The organism is Nonomuraea sp. NPDC052129, assembly GCF_040680095.1.
In the GTDB taxonomy this organism is placed as follows: domain Bacteria; phylum Actinomycetota; class Actinomycetes; order Streptosporangiales; family Streptosporangiaceae; genus Nonomuraea.
This window is the reverse complement of sequence record NZ_JBFAVX010000046.1, coordinates 55,285-70,501: the sequence shown is the minus strand read 5'-3', so window position 1 is coordinate 70,501 and position 15,217 is coordinate 55,285. Positions and strand designations below refer to the sequence as shown.

The following is a 15,217-nucleotide window of genomic DNA, read 5'->3' as shown; positions in this document are numbered from 1 at the left end:
AGATCGGCCCATAACCTCATGCGAGAGCTTCCGCCACCCGGAGCTCCCTCATGGAATGACACCTGGCGGCCGAACGTTCACTAACCTGGTCGGTAACCACCCAAGCAAAGGCAGGAACGTGTCCCAGCAGCCAGGCCAGCTCACCTTCGTCGCGCCGCGCAGGGCCAAGCCGGCTCGGCACCTGGCGGACCTGTCCATGCCCGACCGCCGCGCGGCGGTGACGGAGCTCGGTGAGAAGGCCTTCCGCGCCGACCAGCTGTCCCGCCACTACTTCGAGCGCCTGAACGCCGACGTGCACGCGATGACCGACCTGCCCGCGGCGGCCCGCGACAAGCTGTCGGTGCTGCTGCCGTCGCTGCTCACTCCGGTCAAGGAGCAGACCACCGACGCCGGCACCACCCGCAAGACGCTGTGGCGCCTGTTCGACGGCGCGCTGGTCGAGTCGGTGCTGATGCGCTATCCCGACCGGGTGACGATGTGCGTGTCGTCGCAGGCCGGCTGCGGCATGAACTGCCCGTTCTGCGCCACCGGCCAGGCCGGGCTGACCCGCAACATGTCCACCGCCGAGATCGTCGAGCAGGTGGTCTCCGGCGCCCGCGCGCTGGCCGCGGGCGACGTGCCCGGTGGCACTGGGCGGGTGAGCAACGTGGTCTTCATGGGCATGGGCGAGCCGCTGGCCAACTACAAGCAGGTCATCGGGGCCGTACGCCGGATGGTGGAGCCCGCCCCGCACGGCCTCGGCATCTCGGCGCGCGGCGTCACGGTCTCCACGGTCGGCCTGGTGCCCGCCATCGGCAAGCTCGCCGACGAGGGCCTGCCGGTCACGCTCGCCCTGTCCCTGCACGCACCCGACGACGAGCTGCGCGACACGCTGGTGCCGATCAACACGCGCTGGAAGGTGTCGGAGGTCCTCGACGCCGCCTGGGCGTACGCGGCCAAGACCAAGCGGCGGATCTCGATCGAGTACGCGCTGATCAAGGACATCAACGACCAGGAGTGGCGAGCCGACCTGCTCGGCAAGCTGATACGCAACAAGCTGGTGCACGTCAACCTGATCCCGCTCAACCCGACGCCCGGCTCCAAGTGGACCGCCTCCCGGCCGGAAGACGAGCGGGCGTTCGTGCGGCGGCTCGAATACCACGGTGTGCCGGTGACCGTCCGCGACACCCGCGGCCGCGAGATCGACGGCGCCTGCGGCCAGCTCGCCGCCGCCGAATAGCCCTGGGAAGAGCTCTAGGAAAGCTCAGGAAGATCGTACGACGCCCTCGATCAGGTCCGCGATCATCCCGGCGCCGCGGCTGTTCAAATGGACGGTGTCCGTGGTCAGCAGCAGGCCGCGGCTCTTGGCGATCGAGTCGAAGCCGCGCCCGAGAAAGAAGTGCTGCATCGCGGCGGTGGGCGCCAGCAGGCTGTCCGCCCGGTAGTGGACGCGCGGCTTGCGGTCCGCCTTCTCCAGGTGCGCCACCATCTGCTCGTTGAGCGGGAGATACTGCACGAACTGCTCGGCCGCTACCTTACGTACGATCTCCCCGAACTCCGACGTCCGCCGCAGCGCCACCGAATTGAGGTCCTCGCCGAGCACCGGCGGCGAGATCAGCGCGATGCGGGCCCGGGTCTCGTCCTTGAGCCGGGTGGCGATGGCGGAGAGGTTCGCCGCGTAGCCGTCGGGGCTGATGTCCTCGGCCAGCTTCCACCGGTCGCGCAGCTTACGGGCGGTCGTCTCGCCCAGCGTGGCGGTGGCGTCGTTGGTGCCGATGAGTACGGTGACCACGTCGGGATCCTGGTCGACGACCTCGGAGAGCCGGTCCAGCACATGGGCGGAGACGTCGTAGTTGACGCCCGCGTTGATCACAGTGGTGCCCGGCAGCCTGGACTCCAGCATTTTCACGTAGTTCGCGCTGACCTGACCACGCGTGATGCTGTCGCCGACACAGATCACCTTCATGACGCCTGCTCCTCATAGGTGGGTGAGTACTCACTAACCTAGCGGCTAAAAGGGGCACGCGTGACGTTCCCATCGTGTTTTCAGGGTCGGGTACGGCGCAGCCAGGCGTAACAAGCCAGGCCGAGCAGGCACCACGCCAGCGAGATGGTCGCGAGCTCAGGCAGCCGGGCGGTCAGCTCGGCGGAGTTCGCGGACTTCATCCAGGTGATGACCGGGACCGTGAGCCAGTACAGAGGCGAGGCGCTGAGCATCAGCATGACCAGGAAGCCCAGCAACAGCGACATGATGGAGATCGCGGGGGAGCGCAGGATCGCCCGGCTGGTGAGCGCGCCGAGTGTGACCCCGGCGAGCGTCGCGAGGCCGTACAACGTCAGGACCGCGGCGAACTCCTCAGGCGCCGGGACCGTGCTGACGCCCAGTGCCAGGCCCCAGCCCAGGGCCAGCGCGATGAGCGCCAGAGACGTCGCGAAGGCCGCCAGCAGGCCCGCGCTCAGCTCGCGCAACCGGCCGCCCACGCTGATCGCCGACATGGCGCGCTGCTGATCCGGCTCGGTGTCGAGCAGGCTCCTGCTGGACCAGGCCAGGATCGGGATCACCAGCACCGCGGCGTCCGTGAGGACCTCGGTCTCGGCGCCCTTGGGCGCGCGGCTGCCGTAGAGGATGGCGACCAGCGCGAGCATGAGCAGGAGCGCCTGGAAGATGCGGTGGGACCGGATGTAGGCCGCGACGCGGAAGACAGTCAGGGCGATCATCGCTGCTCCTCGGTGACGTCGGTGGCGTCGGTGGCGTCGGCGCCGTCCGCAACGTTGGCGTCCGCGTCCGCGACCTCCGCGACGTGGGCGACCTCCGCGGCGGATGTGACGGATGTGGCGACGGACACGTCCTGGACCCGGTAGCCCTCGTCACGCATCCTGGCCACGAACGACCGGACCTCGTCCACCGGCAGATCCACCCGCACGGTCGCCCGCTGCCCCGCCGTACCCTCCTTGACCAGGCCGTCCACCACCGTCCAGTGCCGGATGGAGGGAAGGTGGCGCAGGCCGCCCTGGTGGTCGCTGGCGACCACGATGGCGCCGCCCTCGGAGAGCTCCGTGACGATGGACGGCAGCACCTCGCGGGTGTCGGCGTCGAGCCCCGCGAACGGCTCGTCCAGGATGAGCAGGCCGGGCCCGCACATCAGGGCCTGGGTCAGCCCGACCTTGTGGGCGCTGCCCTTCGATAACTCGCCCAGCCGCAGGCCGAGCAGGTGAGCCATGCCGAGGCGCTCCGCCCAGGGCTCCCAGCGCGCTCCGCCGCGTATCCGGGACATGTGGCGCAGGTAGCCGGAGACCGTGAAGGGTTGTTCGAGCGGGAAGCGGTCCGGGGCGAAGCCGACCACCGCCGGGCGGTCGGTGATGGTGCCCGACGACGGCTTGGTGAGCCCGGCCAGCAGCCGGAGCAGCGTGGACTTGCCCGCACCGTTGACGCCGGCGACCTCGATCACGTCACCGGGATCGAGGTGCGCGTCCACGTCCTTCATGACAGAAGGATCACGTCTTCGATAACGGAAAGAGACCTTGGTCAATCGCATGGTGCAGTAACGGTATATCTCAGTTCGCATTGTCAGGATAAAGAGCCCCACAATATGAGCAGCCCCCCAGCACACCGCAGAAGGAGTGAGCTTGAACCGCTTTCCACGCGTCATGGGTATGCGTTCAGGCTACGACCCGGTCGAGGTCGACGCCCTGATCGGGCGCATCGAGGCCACACTGGGCAGGGGGCCGCGCGACATCGAGCAGGTCACGGCCGACGACGTACGCAGGGCGACGTTCCGGGCCAGGCGCGGCGGTTATCAGGAGACCGCGGTGGACTTCGCGCTGGAGGCGTTCGTAGTGGCGCTGGAGACGCGGGCCAAGAGTCCTGTACGGCTGGCCATGACCGAGCCGACCGGTGAGATGCTGCGCGAGGAGTGGTTCGAGACGCAGGCGGCGCGGGTGGAGCGGGTGGCCTTCCGGCCCGGGCGGATGGGCACGGGCTACAACGAGGACGAGGTCGACGCCTTCCTGGACCGGATCGTGGCCACGCTGCGCGGCACCACCGACTATCCGGTGACGGCCAAGGACGTCCGAGAGGCGAAGTTCTCGACCGTGCTGCTGCGGCCCGGCTACCTGATCGCGGACGTTGACTCGTTCCTGGCGGGCATCGCCGACGTCCTGAAGCAGCGGGCCTGAAGCAGCGCGCCTGAAGCAGCGCCCCTTCTGTCAGGTGGGCGTGATGTGCGGCTTCTGGGCGCTCTTCTCGGACTCGTACGAAGCGCGCACCATAGGGCCTTCCGGAGCCGTGGAGAGCTCGGCAACCGGGACGTCCCACCACGCCTCCGACGACGGGCTGTCCAGCATGGGGTCGGCGCGGACATAGACCACGGTCGTCTCCTCGGCCGCGCGGGCCGCCTCCAGAGCCTTGCGGAAGTCGGTCAGCGTGTCGGGCCGCAGCACGGTGGCGCCGAGGCTGGCGGCGTTGGCGGCCAGGTCCACCGGTAGACCGTCGCCGTCGTAGCGGCCGGTGCCCCGGTAGGCGTAGGAGGTGCCGAGCCGCTGGGCGCCGACGCTCTCCGAGAGGCGGCCGATCGAGGCGAAGCCGGAGTTGTCCACCAGCACCACGATCAGCTTGATGCCCTCGGAGACGGCCGTGACGATTTCCTGGGCCATCATCAGGTAGGACCCGTCGCCCACCATGACGAACACCTCGCGGTCTGGGACGGCCATCTTGATGCCCAGCCCGCCGGCGATCTCGTAGCCCATGCAGGAATAGCCGTACTCCACGTGATAGCTGCCAGGACCGCTCGGCCGCCACAGCTTGTGCAGGTCGCCGGGCATGGAGCCGGCCGCGCAGACCACCACGCCGTCGTCGCCGGCCGCGGCGTTGACCGCGCCGATCACGGCCGACTGCGGCATCGGCCGGCCGTCCAGCGCGTACGCCTCGTCCACCACCGCGTCCCAGGCGGCCGACAGCTCGGCGGCGCGCGAGCGGTATGCCTCCGGGGTGCTCCAGCCCGCGCATGCCCCGGTCAGCTCGGTCAGGCCCTCGCGGGCGTCGGCCACGAGCTGGAGCCCCGACAGCTTGGCCGCGTCGAAGCCGGTGATGTTCAGGTTGACGAACCGTGCCCCGGCGGAGAAGAGCGTGCGGGAGGCCGTGGTGAAGTCGCTGTAGCGGGTGCCGACGCCGATGATCAGGTCGGCCTCGCGGGCCAGCGCGTTGGCCGCGGTGGTGCCGGTCGCGCCGACCGCGCCCATCGCGAGCGGATGCCCGTACGGCAGCGCGCCCTTGCCGGCCTGTGTCTCGGCGACCGGGATGCCGTACGCCTCGGCGAAGGCCCGCAGCTCGGCCGTGGCCTCGCTGTAGATCACCCCGCCGCCGGCGATGATCAGCGGCCGGCTGGCCGACTTGATCAGCTCGGCCGCCCGCGCCAGGGCCGCCCGCTCGGGTCGCGGTCGCGGCACGTGCCAGAGGCGGCGCTCGAACAGCTCCTCCGGCCAGTCGTACGCCTCGGCCTGGACGTCCTGCGGCAGCGCCAGGGTCACCGCGCCCGTCTCGGCCGGGTCGGTGAGGACGCGCATGGCGGCCAGCAGCGCCGAGGGGAGCTGTTCGGGCCGGTTGATCCGGTCCCAGAAGCGCGACACCGGCTTGAAGCAGTCGTTGACCGAGATGTCGTACGAGCGGGCGTCTTCGAGCTCCTGGAGCACCGGGTTGGCGACCCGGGTGGAGAACACGTCGCCGGGCAGCAGCAGCACGGGCAGCCGGTTGATCGTCGCGCCCGCCGCGCCGGTGATCATGTTGGTCGCGCCGGGGCCGATCGAGGTGGTGCAGGCCAGGGTGGACAGCCGGTTGGCGGCCCGCGCGTAGGCGGCGGCCGCGTGCACCATGGCCTGTTCGTTGCGGCTCAGGTGGTAGGGCAGGTCCTCGGTCGAGGTGGCCAGCGCCTGGCCGAGCCCGGCCACGTTGCCGTGGCCGAAGATGCCGAAGCAGCCGCCGAACAGCCGGTGCTCGACACCGTCGCGCTCGCTCCACTGGTGGGCCAGGAAGCGCACCACGGCCTGCGCCACGGTCAAACGGGTCATGAAGTCCTCCCGAACGGCAGTCTCGCATCGATGGCCTGGCCGTCCCAGGAAGAGCGGATCCAGGCGTGCCGGGGGTCGTCGCAGAACGCCATCGACCGCTCGTCGGCGGGACCGGCCAGGACGTTCAGGTAGTACAGGTCGTAGCCGGGCGCGGCCATCGAGGGGCCGTGGTAGCCATAGGGGACCAGCACCACGTCACCGGAGGAGACCTCGGCCAGCGTGTCGATCTGGCCTCGCTCGGAGGAGTAGACGCGCTGGTAGCCCAGGCCGCCGTCGGCCACCTCGAAGTAGTAGATCTCCTCCAGCACGGCCTCGCCCTCGTTGGGGGTGTCGTGCTTGTGCGGGGGATAGGACGACCAGTTGCCGCCCGGCGTGAGCACCTCCACGGCCACGAGCTTGTCGCACTCGAAGACGCCGGGGGCGCAGAAGTTGTTCACCTGGCGGCTGGCCTGGCCCGCGCCCCGGATCTCGACCGGCACCTCCGAGGCCGGGACGTACCGTGGAGCCAGCCGCCGGGTCGCCCGAGCGGAGGGGAACGCGATGCGGCCCGATCCCTCCACCGTCACATCCGTAGAAATCGGGATATAGGCGAAATCAGAAGGTCCGGCGAAGACCGACGCGCGGCCTGTCAGCTCGAACCGCTCGCCACCGCACGTCACCGTGCACGAACCCGACAATGGCAGGACCAGCATCTCCTCCTCCCCGGTCGAGAAGGAGACCGAGCCGCCCAGGTCGGCCACGCGCAGCCCCGAGTAGGTCCAACCGGCCAAGGCGGGTGTGATCTCCACCGACCACGACCCACCGGCGGCCTTGCCGTACGGAAGGTATGTCATGAGCGCACCTCTCGAACCAGAGCGGCCGCGCCGTCCACCGCGGCGGCCACGTCGTCGTCCGGAGGGTAGAGCAGCGCGCGGCCGATGACGAGCCCGCGCACCCCCGGCAGGCGCAGCGCGCGGTCCCAGTCGGCGTAGGCGGCGTCGATGTCCGGCGGGTCGCCGCCGAGCAGCAGCGCGGGCAGTGTGGTGGCGGCCATGACGCGCTCCATCTCGGCGACCGCGGGGATCTTCAGCCAGGTGTAGGCGGAGGTCGTGCCGAGTGCCTGGGCGACGCTGATCGACCGGATGACCGCTTCGGGCGACAGGTCGTTGCGCAGGACGCCCGCTTCCGTACGCGCTGCCCAGAACGGCTCGACCATCGCCAGCAGTCGCCGGCGGGCCAGGTCGGTGACCGCGTGGGCGCACGATTCGAGCGTGGTGACCGTGGCGTGGTCGGCCGGGTCGATGCGGCAGAGCATCTTGCCGCCGTCGAGGCGCATGGCGTCGATGGCGGCCGCGTCGAAACCGGTGAACCGGTCGTCCAGTTCGAACACCGAGCCCTGCAGGCCGCCCCGGTTCATCGAGCCGAAGGCCAGCTTCTCCTCCAGCGCGCCGAGCAGCAGCAGGTCCTCCAGCACGTCGGGGGAGGCCAGGATGCCGTCGACGCCGGGCCTGGCCAGCGCCGTCTGGAGCCGGTCGAGCAGGTCGGGGCGGCTGGCCATGGCCAGCGGCCGGTCGCGGACGCCGAGCGACCCGCGCGCCGGATGGTCGGCCGCGATGATCAGCAGGCGCTCGCCCTCACCTGGCAGCCCCCGGCGCTGCCGTCGGGCGGCGGCGCGCTCGATCTCCTCCGGCCGGGTGGCCCGGATGTGGGTCAGGTGGTCGTAGCGGGCGGTTCGGGGCAGCGTCATGTCGCTCATAGGAGTGCCTGCACCTCGTCAGTCGTGGGCATCGCGTCGGCGCAGGCCAGGCGGGCGGCCACGTAGGCCCCGGCGGCGTTGGCGAAGCGGATCGTCCGCTCCAGCGGCCAGCCGCTCAGCAGCCCCAGGCAGACGGCGCCGCCGAACGCGTCGCCCGCGCCGATGCCGTTGACCACGTCGACCTTGACCGGCTCCGCCACCACGTACTCGTCCCTGCTGCGGGCCAGCACCCCGTTGGGGCCCATCTTGACGATGGCGACGCGCATCCCGGCGTCGAGCAGCGCCTGCGCGGCCGCCTCCGGGTCGCGGGTGCCCACCGCGTTCTCCACCTCGTCGAGGTTGCCGACGGCCACGTTGGCGTGCGGAAGCGCCTGGCGTACCGCCTCCTGGGAAGCCTCGGGCGACTCCCACAGCATGGGGCGGTGATCCAGGTCGAAGACGGTCCAGCCGGACGTGCGCGCGGCCAGGGCGGCGGCGTGCGCGGCCCGGCTCGGCTCCTGGCTCAGGCCGGTGCCGGTGAACCAGAACAGCTTCGCGTCCCGGATCGCGGCCAGGTCCAGCGACTCGGCGGTCAGTTGCAGGTCGGGCGGATGCTCGCCCCGGTAGAAGTAGAGCGGGAAGTCGTCCGGCGGGAAGATCTCGCAGAACGTGACGGGCGTCGGGGGACCTTCGACGGTGGCCACGAAGGAGTCGTCCACGCCGAAACCGCGGATCGCCTGCCGTACGTACTCCCCGAAGGGGTCGGCGCCGACCGCGGTGATCACGGCGGCGCGCAGCCCGTGGCGCGCGGCCGCGACCGCGACGTTTGTCGGGCTCCCGCCGAGGAACTTACCGAAGGTGTCGACGTGGGCCAGGCCCACGCCGGTCTGCAGCGGATAGACGTCGACCCCGGAGCGGCCGATCGTGATCAGGTCGTACAACGCACCTCCAGTGACGGAGCCTTCGTGCCTACTATGGCATATTGTCATGACATTCGGATGTCCGCTATGCCGGTAGTTCTTCCCCGACCGAAACCCCAGTAAGTGGATCGACTAGGGTCGGACCGCCACTGAAACCTCCTCGTGACAAAGATGCAGCATGCGGACACACTCCTGAAATATCGGCAGGCCTTTACGTCATCTGGATGTCATGACATATTGGCCGAGTTCCCGGCTTTAAGGACATGTCGGAGGGTTTGCATGGGATTGCGGAAAAGATCGGTAGGCGCGGTCGCGGTCCTCGCCGTGTCCGCGCTGGGGCTCGCCGCCTGCGGCCAGTCGTCCGGCGGCGACAGCGGCGGGACGATCGAGTTAACGATCGCCCAGAACGCCATCGCGGGCGGCAAGAACGCGGCGGCGGCCGACTTCCTCGCCAACTGGGTCGCCCCCAAGTTCGAGGCGGCCGAGAAGGCGAAGGGGAAGGACGTCAAGGTCAAGTTCGTCCCCAGCGGTGTCGACGACGAGCAGTACAAGACCAAGCTCTCCCTCGACCTCAAGTCAGGCAAGGGCGCGGACGTGATCGACCTCGACGGCATCTGGGCCGGTGAGTTCGCCGAGGCGGGCTACATCAAGCCGCTGTCCGACGTGGTGGGGGCCAGCGCCGACAGCTGGGACGGCTGGCAGCAGATCCCCGAGTCGGTCCAGGGACTGGCCACCTTCAACGGCAAGAAGTACGCCCTGCCCGTCGGCACGGACGGCCGGGTGCTCTACTTCAACAAGACGCTCTTCCAGAAGGCCGGGCTGCCCGCCGACTGGCAGCCGAAGAGCTGGCAGGAGATCCTCGACGCGGGCGCCAAGCTGAAGACGGCGGGCGTACCGGTGCCGATCCAGATCAACGCCGGCACCGCGATGGGCGAGGCCACCTCGATGCAGGGCGTGCTCCCGCTGCTGGCGGGCGCGGGCGGCGAAGTGCAGAAGGACGGCAAGTGGACCGGCGCGTCCCAGCCGCTCAAGGACGCGCTCGGCCTCTACCAGAAGATCTACGGTGGCAGCGGCCTCGGTGACCCCAAGCTCCAGCAGGAGGCCAAGGGCCGCGACAAGTCCTTCCAGCAGTTCGCCGGCGGCAAGATCGGCATCCTGATGGAGGGCGACTACTTCTGGCGCGGCGTGGTCAACCCCAAGGACGGCGTGGCCAAGATGGCCGACCGCGACCAGACCGTCGGCTACGCCTTGATCCCCGCCATGGAGGCCGGCAAGGGACTGCGCGGCCAGGACTTCGTCAGCATGTCGGGCGGCGCGCTGCGGACCGTCAACCCCAACAGCAAGCATCCGAAGGAGGCCTTCGACCTGCTGGCCTTCACGCTCTCGCCGGAGGGGCTGAAGGAGGAGACCAAGAACGGTAACGTGCGCATCACCCCGCGCACCGACGTCAACAAGGAGATCCTCGCCGGGGAGCCGCTGCTGACGTTCATCTCGGAGAAGGTGCTGCCGCTGACGGCCTACCGGCCGCCGGTCGCCGTCTATCCGCAGGTGTCGGCCGCACTCCAAGAGGCCACGGCCGCCGTCGTCGGGGGCACGGCACCCGACCAGGCCGCCGCGGACTACCAGAAGAAGCTCGAAGGAATCGTCGGTGGCGCAGGCAATATCGCCTCCTGAAGCTCTCGAAGACGCACCGGCCCGTCGCTACAGCTCGGACGCGGCGGGCCTGGGCAGGCTGAGAGCGGGCGCGTTCGTGGCGCCCGCGCTGGCACTGATCGCGGTGTTCCTGGTCTTCCCCGCGCTCTGGGTCCTCTACCTCGGCCTCACCAACTACCGCCTCACCGGCGCCGCCGCCGCCGAGCCCCAGCTCGTCGGCCTGGACAACTTCGTCAAGGCGGTCTCCGACCCCGCGTTCTGGAACTCGACCTGGCTGACCGTCCAGTTCGTGCTCGGCTCGGCCGTCATCGGCCAGGTCGTGCTCGGGTTCACGATCGCCTGGCTGATGCGCGATCGCACCGGACCGCTCAAACGGACCGTCGAGGGCCTGGTCATCCTGGCCTGGATCCTGCCCAGCGCGGTGGTCTCGTTCCTGTGGGTGGCGCTGCTCGACCGCGACGGCGGCACGCTCCAAGCGCTGCTGCACGTCCCGGGATTCGCGCCGCTGCTCGACCACCCGATGCTGTCGATCGTCATCTTCAACACCTGGCGTGGCGCCGCCTTCTCGATGATGTTGTACGGCGCCGCGCTCGGGAACGTGCCGCCCTCGCACCTGGAGAGCGCCCGCCTGGCCGGGGCCTCCGGCTGGCAGCAGTTACGTGACGTGGTGTTCCCGCACATCAGGGGACACATCCTGACGAACCTCCTGCTGATCAGCCTGTGGACGTTCAACGACTTCACCCCGTTCATGCTCACCGCGGGCGGGCCCGACGGTCAGACCGAGGTGCTGGCGGTCCACGTCTACAAGGTCGCGCTGCAGGGCAGCGAGCTGGGCTACGGCGCGGCCGTCTCCACGGTCATCCTGCTGATCAACCTGGTCGTGGCGGTGTTCTACCTGCGCCTGCTCAGGAGTAAGAAATGACGCGGTTCGTGCTGGGCCGGATCGGCTTCTACACGCTGATCGCGGTGCTGCTGGCCTTCTTCACGATCCCCTTGCTGTGGCTGGCCGCCGCGCCGTTCACCTCGGACCCCACCTACGAGGTCCGGGTGCCCGACTTCACGCTGGACAACTTCCGGGCGATCCTGGAGCACCCGTACGCGCTGCCGTCGCTCCTGAACTCGCTGGTGCTGGCGGTCGGCACGGCCCTGCTCGTGGTGGTCTTCGCGGCGCTGGCCGCGTACGCGCTGAGCCGGGTGCGGCTGCCGGGCCGCGACGCGCTGCTCTACGCGCTGCTGCTGCTGTCCTCGATCATCACCGGCACGGCCGCGATGGTGCCGCTGTTCCAGCTGGCCGTCGAGCTGAACCTGATCGACTCGCAGTTCGGGGTGATCCTCATCCTGACCGGCGGTCTGCTGCCCGCGGCGATCTTCATGCTCAAGGACTTCATGGACTCCACGCCGAAGTCCTACGAGGAGTCGGCGCGCGTCTTCGGGGCCTCGCCGCTGCAGATCGTCCGCCACGTGGTCGTCCCCCTGGTACGGCCGGGGCTGGCGACGATCGCGGTATGGGCCGTGGCCAACGTGTGGGGCAACTTCCTGATGCCGTACCTGCTGCTCAGCGATGTCGAGAAGCAGCCCGCGGCGGTCATCATGTACACGCTCTACACCGAGGGCGGCCAGGCCAACCTCACCCTGCTGTCCACGTTCGGCCTGCTCTATTCGGTCCCCGTGGTGCTCATGTACCTGTTCGTCAGCAAGAAGTATGGCTTCCGCTTCCACGGAGGGATCAAGCGCTGATGGCCGCAATCGAACTGCGAGCCCTGACCAAGGTCTACCCCGGGGGAGTCAAAGCGCTCGACTCGCTCGACCTGGCCATCCCGGACGGCGAGTTCTTCGCCCTGCTCGGCCCGTCCGGCTGCGGCAAGACCACGCTGCTGCGCACGATCGCCGGGCTGGAGACCGCCACGGGCGGCGCCGTCGTCATCGGCGACCGCGACGTCACCGGCGTCCAGCCGGGCGGCCGGGACATCGCGATGGTCTTCCAGGACTACGCGTTGTTCCCGCACATGGACGTCACCGACAACATCGCCTACCCGCTGCGCATCAAGAAGGTCGGCAAGGCCGCCCGGCAGCGCAAGGCCGAGGAGGTCGGCGCCAGGCTGGGCCTGGACCAGCTCATGGACCGGCGCCCCGGCCAGCTGTCCGGCGGCCAGCAGCAGCGGGTCGCGCTGGCCCGCGTCATGGCGACGCAGGCGCAGGCGTTCCTGTTCGACGAGCCGCTGTCGAACCTCGACGCCCGGCTCCGCCTGGAGGCCCGTACGTTCCTGAAGAAACTGCAGCGCGAGCTCGGCGTCACCACCGTCTTCGTCACCCACGACCAGGCCGAGGCGCTGGCCATGGCCGACCGGATGGCCGTCATGGAGGCCGGGCACATCCGTCAGATCGGCACGCCGGCCGAGGTGTTCCAGCGGCCCGCCAACACCTTCGTCGCCGGGTTCATCGGCTCGACGCCGATGAACCTGCTCGACGGGACCGTCCGCGGTGACAGGCTGGAGGTGGCCGGATGCAAGGTGCCGGTCCCCGTCTCGGCCGAGGGCCTGCTGACCGACGGCGAACGGATCGTGTACGGCGTGCGGCCCGAGTACAACACCTACTCGGCCGAGCCCGCCGAGGGCTCGCTGGGTGGAAAGGTGGTCATCGTGGAGAACCTGGGGGCGTCCCACCTGGTGACGCTGGAGGTCGGCGACGTGCTCGTGCAGGCGGTCGTGCCCGAAGGCGGCGAGCCCTCGATCGGCGCCGACGGCTTCGCCACGCCGCGCCGTGACCGGGCCCTGATCTACCGGGACGGCGAGCTGGTGTCGGCATGACAATGATCCGCGGCCACTGGAGCCTGGACGACCGGCTGGAGCGGATCCTGCGCGAGGTGCCCTTCGAGGTGCCTGCCGGCACCGGCGCGCTGACCGTACGGCTGAGCTTCGACCGGTCACAGGGCGTGCTCGACCTCGGCTGCGGCTCGCCCGACGGGTTCCGTGGCTGGTCGGGCGGCGCGCGCGACGAGTACACGATCACCGCCGACTGGGCGACCCCCGGCTACCTGCCCGGCGAGCCGGCGCCGGGGACGTGGCAGGTGTGGCTGCGGCTGCACCGGGTGCCGCCGCAGGGGCTCGACTACACGCTGGAGATCCACACCGAGGCCGCCGCGCCCCCACGGCCGTTGATCGAGGAGCCGCCGCACGGGGATCGGCCGCCGCGCCGCGACCTGCCCGGCGTCGACGGCCTGCGCTGGTTCGCGGGCGACTTCCACTCCCACACCGTCCACAGCGACGGAGTGCTGACCATCCCCGAACTGGCCGAGCTGGCCAAGGGCCGTGGCCTCGACTTCCTGGTCATCACCGACCACAACACCGTCAGCCACCACCCCTGGCTCGGCGACGATCGAGGCATCACCCTGCTACCCGGCCAGGAGGTGACCACGGATCGGGGGCACGCCAACGTGTTCGGCGACGTCGGCTGGGTGGACTTCCGGCAGCCCGCCGACTCCTGGGTCCGGCACGCCGCACGCGAGGGCGGGCTGATGTCGATCAACCACCCGCTCGGCGGCGACTGCGCCTGGCTCCAGCCGCTGACCGAGCGACCGCGGATCGCCGAGGTCTGGCACTCCGGCTGGTGGGACCGGCGCTGGGGCGCACCCCTGGCCTGGGCCGACGCCTGGGGACCCGACCTGGTCGCGATCGGCGCCAGCGACTTCCACCGCGTCGGCGACGACGGCCTGCCGGGCGCGCCGACCACCTGGGTCCTGGCCGAGGACACCAGCACGATCTTCGACGCCGTCGCCGCGGGCCGTACCGCGATCTCCGCGGGCCCCGGCGAGCCGCTGCTGCTCAGGCTGGGTGACGAACTGCTCGCGCTCGACGCCGACGGCCTCATCCTGGTGCGCCCCGGCGGCGATCGCCAGGTCATCCGCGGCGAGCGGGTACTGGTCCCCGCAGGAGAGGGACGGCACCGCCTGGAAACGTACGAGAACGAGGTGATCGCCATATGCGCGTGACACGAGTCGCCAACGCCCCCGTGAGCTTCGGCGTGTTCGAACTGGCCGACGCGCCGCCGCCGCTGAGCGCCGACCAGATGGTCCGCGCGCTCGCCGACGCCGGTTACGCGGGCATCGACCTGGGGCCCATCGGCTACCTCGGCACCGGCGAGGATCTGGTGAAGCGGCTCGACGGGCTGCTGCTCGCCGGCGGCTGGGCCGACCTGCGCTACAGCGACGCCGTGGAGTTCGAGAAGGGACTGGCCGCGCTGGACGCGACGCTCGACGTGTTCGCCGCCGCGCCGGCCGCCCCCGAGCACCTGGCGCCCCGGCCCACGCTCGGCTGCTCGGGCTCTCCGGCGAGGTTCGCCAGGCCCGGCGGGAACGCTCCGGGGCTGGCCGCCGCCGACTGGCCCGGCTACGCCTCCCGCGTCCAGATCGCGGCCGACCGCTGCCGCGAACGCGGCTTCGAGCCCGCCTTCCACCACCACCTCGGCACCTACGTCGAGACGCCCGAGGACGTCGAGCGGCTGCTGGAGCTGACCGACGTACAGCTCTGCCTGGACACCGGCCACCTGCTGCTGGCCGGCGGCGACCCGGTGACCGCCCTGCGCGACTGGTCGGACCGGGTCGGCCACGTGCACGTCAAGGACGGCGACACCGCGATACTCGGCCAGGCCCTCGCCGACGGCGTGGACCTGCGCGAGCTCATGGGCCGGGGCGGCTTCGCGCCGCTGGGCGAGGGCGAGCTGGACCTGCCGGGCGTCGTCCGCGCGCTCGACGAGATCGGCTACCAGGGCTGGATCATCATCGAGCAGGACACCCTGCCGGGCCGCCGGTCTGTTGAGCGGAACATCGCCGATCAAGCCGCCAACCGCGAGAAGCTGAGAGAACTGGGACTGTGACCCCCAGGCTGACCCC

The 15,217-nt window shown here is 70.3% G+C and carries 15 protein-coding genes; 8 read left to right on the top strand and 7 right to left on the bottom strand.

The annotated features are described in order from the left end of the window. Nucleotides 1-118: 118 nt before the first annotated feature. Nucleotides 119-1,219 carry a 23S rRNA (adenine(2503)-C(2))-methyltransferase RlmN gene (rlmN, locus tag AB0L53_RS53655; RefSeq protein ID WP_364013011.1) on the top strand — a complete coding sequence of 367 codons (1,101 nt, stop codon included), beginning with the start codon at nucleotides 119-121 and terminating at the stop codon, nucleotides 1,217-1,219. Nucleotides 1,220-1,243: 24 nt separating this feature from the next. Here rlmN and AB0L53_RS53650 read toward each other — a convergent pair whose 3' ends face one another. From AB0L53_RS53650 to AB0L53_RS53640, 3 genes are all read right to left on the bottom strand, one after another. Beyond that, nucleotides 1,244-1,945 carry a GDSL-type esterase/lipase family protein gene (locus AB0L53_RS53650; RefSeq protein ID WP_364013008.1) on the bottom strand — a complete coding sequence of 234 codons (702 nt, stop codon included), beginning with the start codon at nucleotides 1,943-1,945 and terminating at the stop codon, nucleotides 1,244-1,246. 80 nt (nucleotides 1,946-2,025) lie between these two features. Further along, nucleotides 2,026-2,697 (bottom strand): hypothetical protein, encoded by a 672-nt coding sequence (locus AB0L53_RS53645; protein ID WP_364013005.1) that lies wholly within the window; start codon nucleotides 2,695-2,697, stop codon nucleotides 2,026-2,028. Next, nucleotides 2,694-3,464, bottom strand: a complete 771-nt coding sequence (locus AB0L53_RS53640) for an ATP-binding cassette domain-containing protein (RefSeq protein ID WP_364013002.1) — start codon at nucleotides 3,462-3,464, stop codon at nucleotides 2,694-2,696. Before AB0L53_RS53640 ends, AB0L53_RS53645 begins: the two co-directional genes overlap by 4 nt. A 142-nt stretch (nucleotides 3,465-3,606) precedes the next feature. Between AB0L53_RS53640 and AB0L53_RS53635 the strand changes: the two genes are divergently transcribed. After that, complete coding sequence (locus AB0L53_RS53635; RefSeq protein ID WP_357656443.1) at nucleotides 3,607-4,155, top strand: DivIVA domain-containing protein; 549 nt, start codon at nucleotides 3,607-3,609, stop codon at nucleotides 4,153-4,155. 30 nt (nucleotides 4,156-4,185) lie between these two features. Here AB0L53_RS53635 and iolD read toward each other — a convergent pair whose 3' ends face one another. Genes iolD through iolC form a run of 4 tightly spaced genes read right to left on the bottom strand, consistent with a single transcriptional unit; the run spans nucleotide 4,186 to nucleotide 8,697 of the window. Continuing rightward, complete coding sequence (gene iolD, locus AB0L53_RS53630; protein WP_364012998.1) at nucleotides 4,186-6,042, bottom strand: 3D-(3,5/4)-trihydroxycyclohexane-1,2-dione acylhydrolase (decyclizing); 1,857 nt, start codon at nucleotides 6,040-6,042, stop codon at nucleotides 4,186-4,188. After that, nucleotides 6,039-6,875, bottom strand: coding sequence for a 5-deoxy-glucuronate isomerase (gene iolB, locus AB0L53_RS53625; RefSeq protein ID WP_364012995.1), 837 nt, complete (start codon nucleotides 6,873-6,875; stop codon nucleotides 6,039-6,041). The genes iolD and iolB overlap by 4 nt, the downstream gene beginning before the upstream one ends. After that, entirely contained in the window at nucleotides 6,872-7,768 is an 897-nt protein-coding gene (locus AB0L53_RS53620; protein WP_364012992.1) for a deoxyribose-phosphate aldolase, read from the bottom strand. Before AB0L53_RS53620 ends, iolB begins: the two co-directional genes overlap by 4 nt. Nucleotides 7,769-7,773: 5 nt before the next feature. Then, the gene (gene iolC, locus AB0L53_RS53615) at nucleotides 7,774-8,697 is read right to left on the bottom strand and encodes a 5-dehydro-2-deoxygluconokinase (protein WP_364012989.1); all 924 of its coding nucleotides are present in this window, start codon (nucleotides 8,695-8,697) and stop codon (nucleotides 7,774-7,776) included. 258 nt (nucleotides 8,698-8,955) lie between these two features. On the opposite strand from iolC, the gene AB0L53_RS53610 reads away from it, so the two are divergent. Genes AB0L53_RS53610 through AB0L53_RS53585 form a run of 6 tightly spaced genes read left to right on the top strand, consistent with a single transcriptional unit; the run spans nucleotide 8,956 to nucleotide 15,201 of the window. Beyond that, the gene (locus tag AB0L53_RS53610; RefSeq protein WP_364012986.1) at nucleotides 8,956-10,350 is read left to right on the top strand and encodes an extracellular solute-binding protein; all 1,395 of its coding nucleotides are present in this window, start codon (nucleotides 8,956-8,958) and stop codon (nucleotides 10,348-10,350) included. Continuing rightward, the gene (locus tag AB0L53_RS53605) at nucleotides 10,325-11,251 is read left to right on the top strand and encodes a sugar ABC transporter permease (RefSeq protein WP_358553786.1); all 927 of its coding nucleotides are present in this window, start codon (nucleotides 10,325-10,327) and stop codon (nucleotides 11,249-11,251) included. Before AB0L53_RS53610 ends, AB0L53_RS53605 begins: the two co-directional genes overlap by 26 nt. Beyond that, nucleotides 11,248-12,066 (top strand): carbohydrate ABC transporter permease, encoded by an 819-nt coding sequence (locus AB0L53_RS53600; protein ID WP_357656434.1) that lies wholly within the window; start codon nucleotides 11,248-11,250, stop codon nucleotides 12,064-12,066. Before AB0L53_RS53605 ends, AB0L53_RS53600 begins: the two co-directional genes overlap by 4 nt. Continuing rightward, entirely contained in the window at nucleotides 12,066-13,136 is a 1,071-nt protein-coding gene (locus tag AB0L53_RS53595) for an ABC transporter ATP-binding protein (protein WP_364012983.1), read from the top strand. The genes AB0L53_RS53600 and AB0L53_RS53595 overlap by 1 nt, the downstream gene beginning before the upstream one ends. Then, complete coding sequence (locus tag AB0L53_RS53590; RefSeq protein WP_364012980.1) at nucleotides 13,133-14,317, top strand: CehA/McbA family metallohydrolase; 1,185 nt, start codon at nucleotides 13,133-13,135, stop codon at nucleotides 14,315-14,317. Before AB0L53_RS53595 ends, AB0L53_RS53590 begins: the two co-directional genes overlap by 4 nt. Then, nucleotides 14,308-15,201 carry a TIM barrel protein gene (locus tag AB0L53_RS53585; RefSeq protein ID WP_364012977.1) on the top strand — a complete coding sequence of 298 codons (894 nt, stop codon included), beginning with the start codon at nucleotides 14,308-14,310 and terminating at the stop codon, nucleotides 15,199-15,201. The genes AB0L53_RS53590 and AB0L53_RS53585 overlap by 10 nt, the downstream gene beginning before the upstream one ends. The last annotated feature ends 16 nt before the right edge of the window (nucleotides 15,202-15,217 follow it).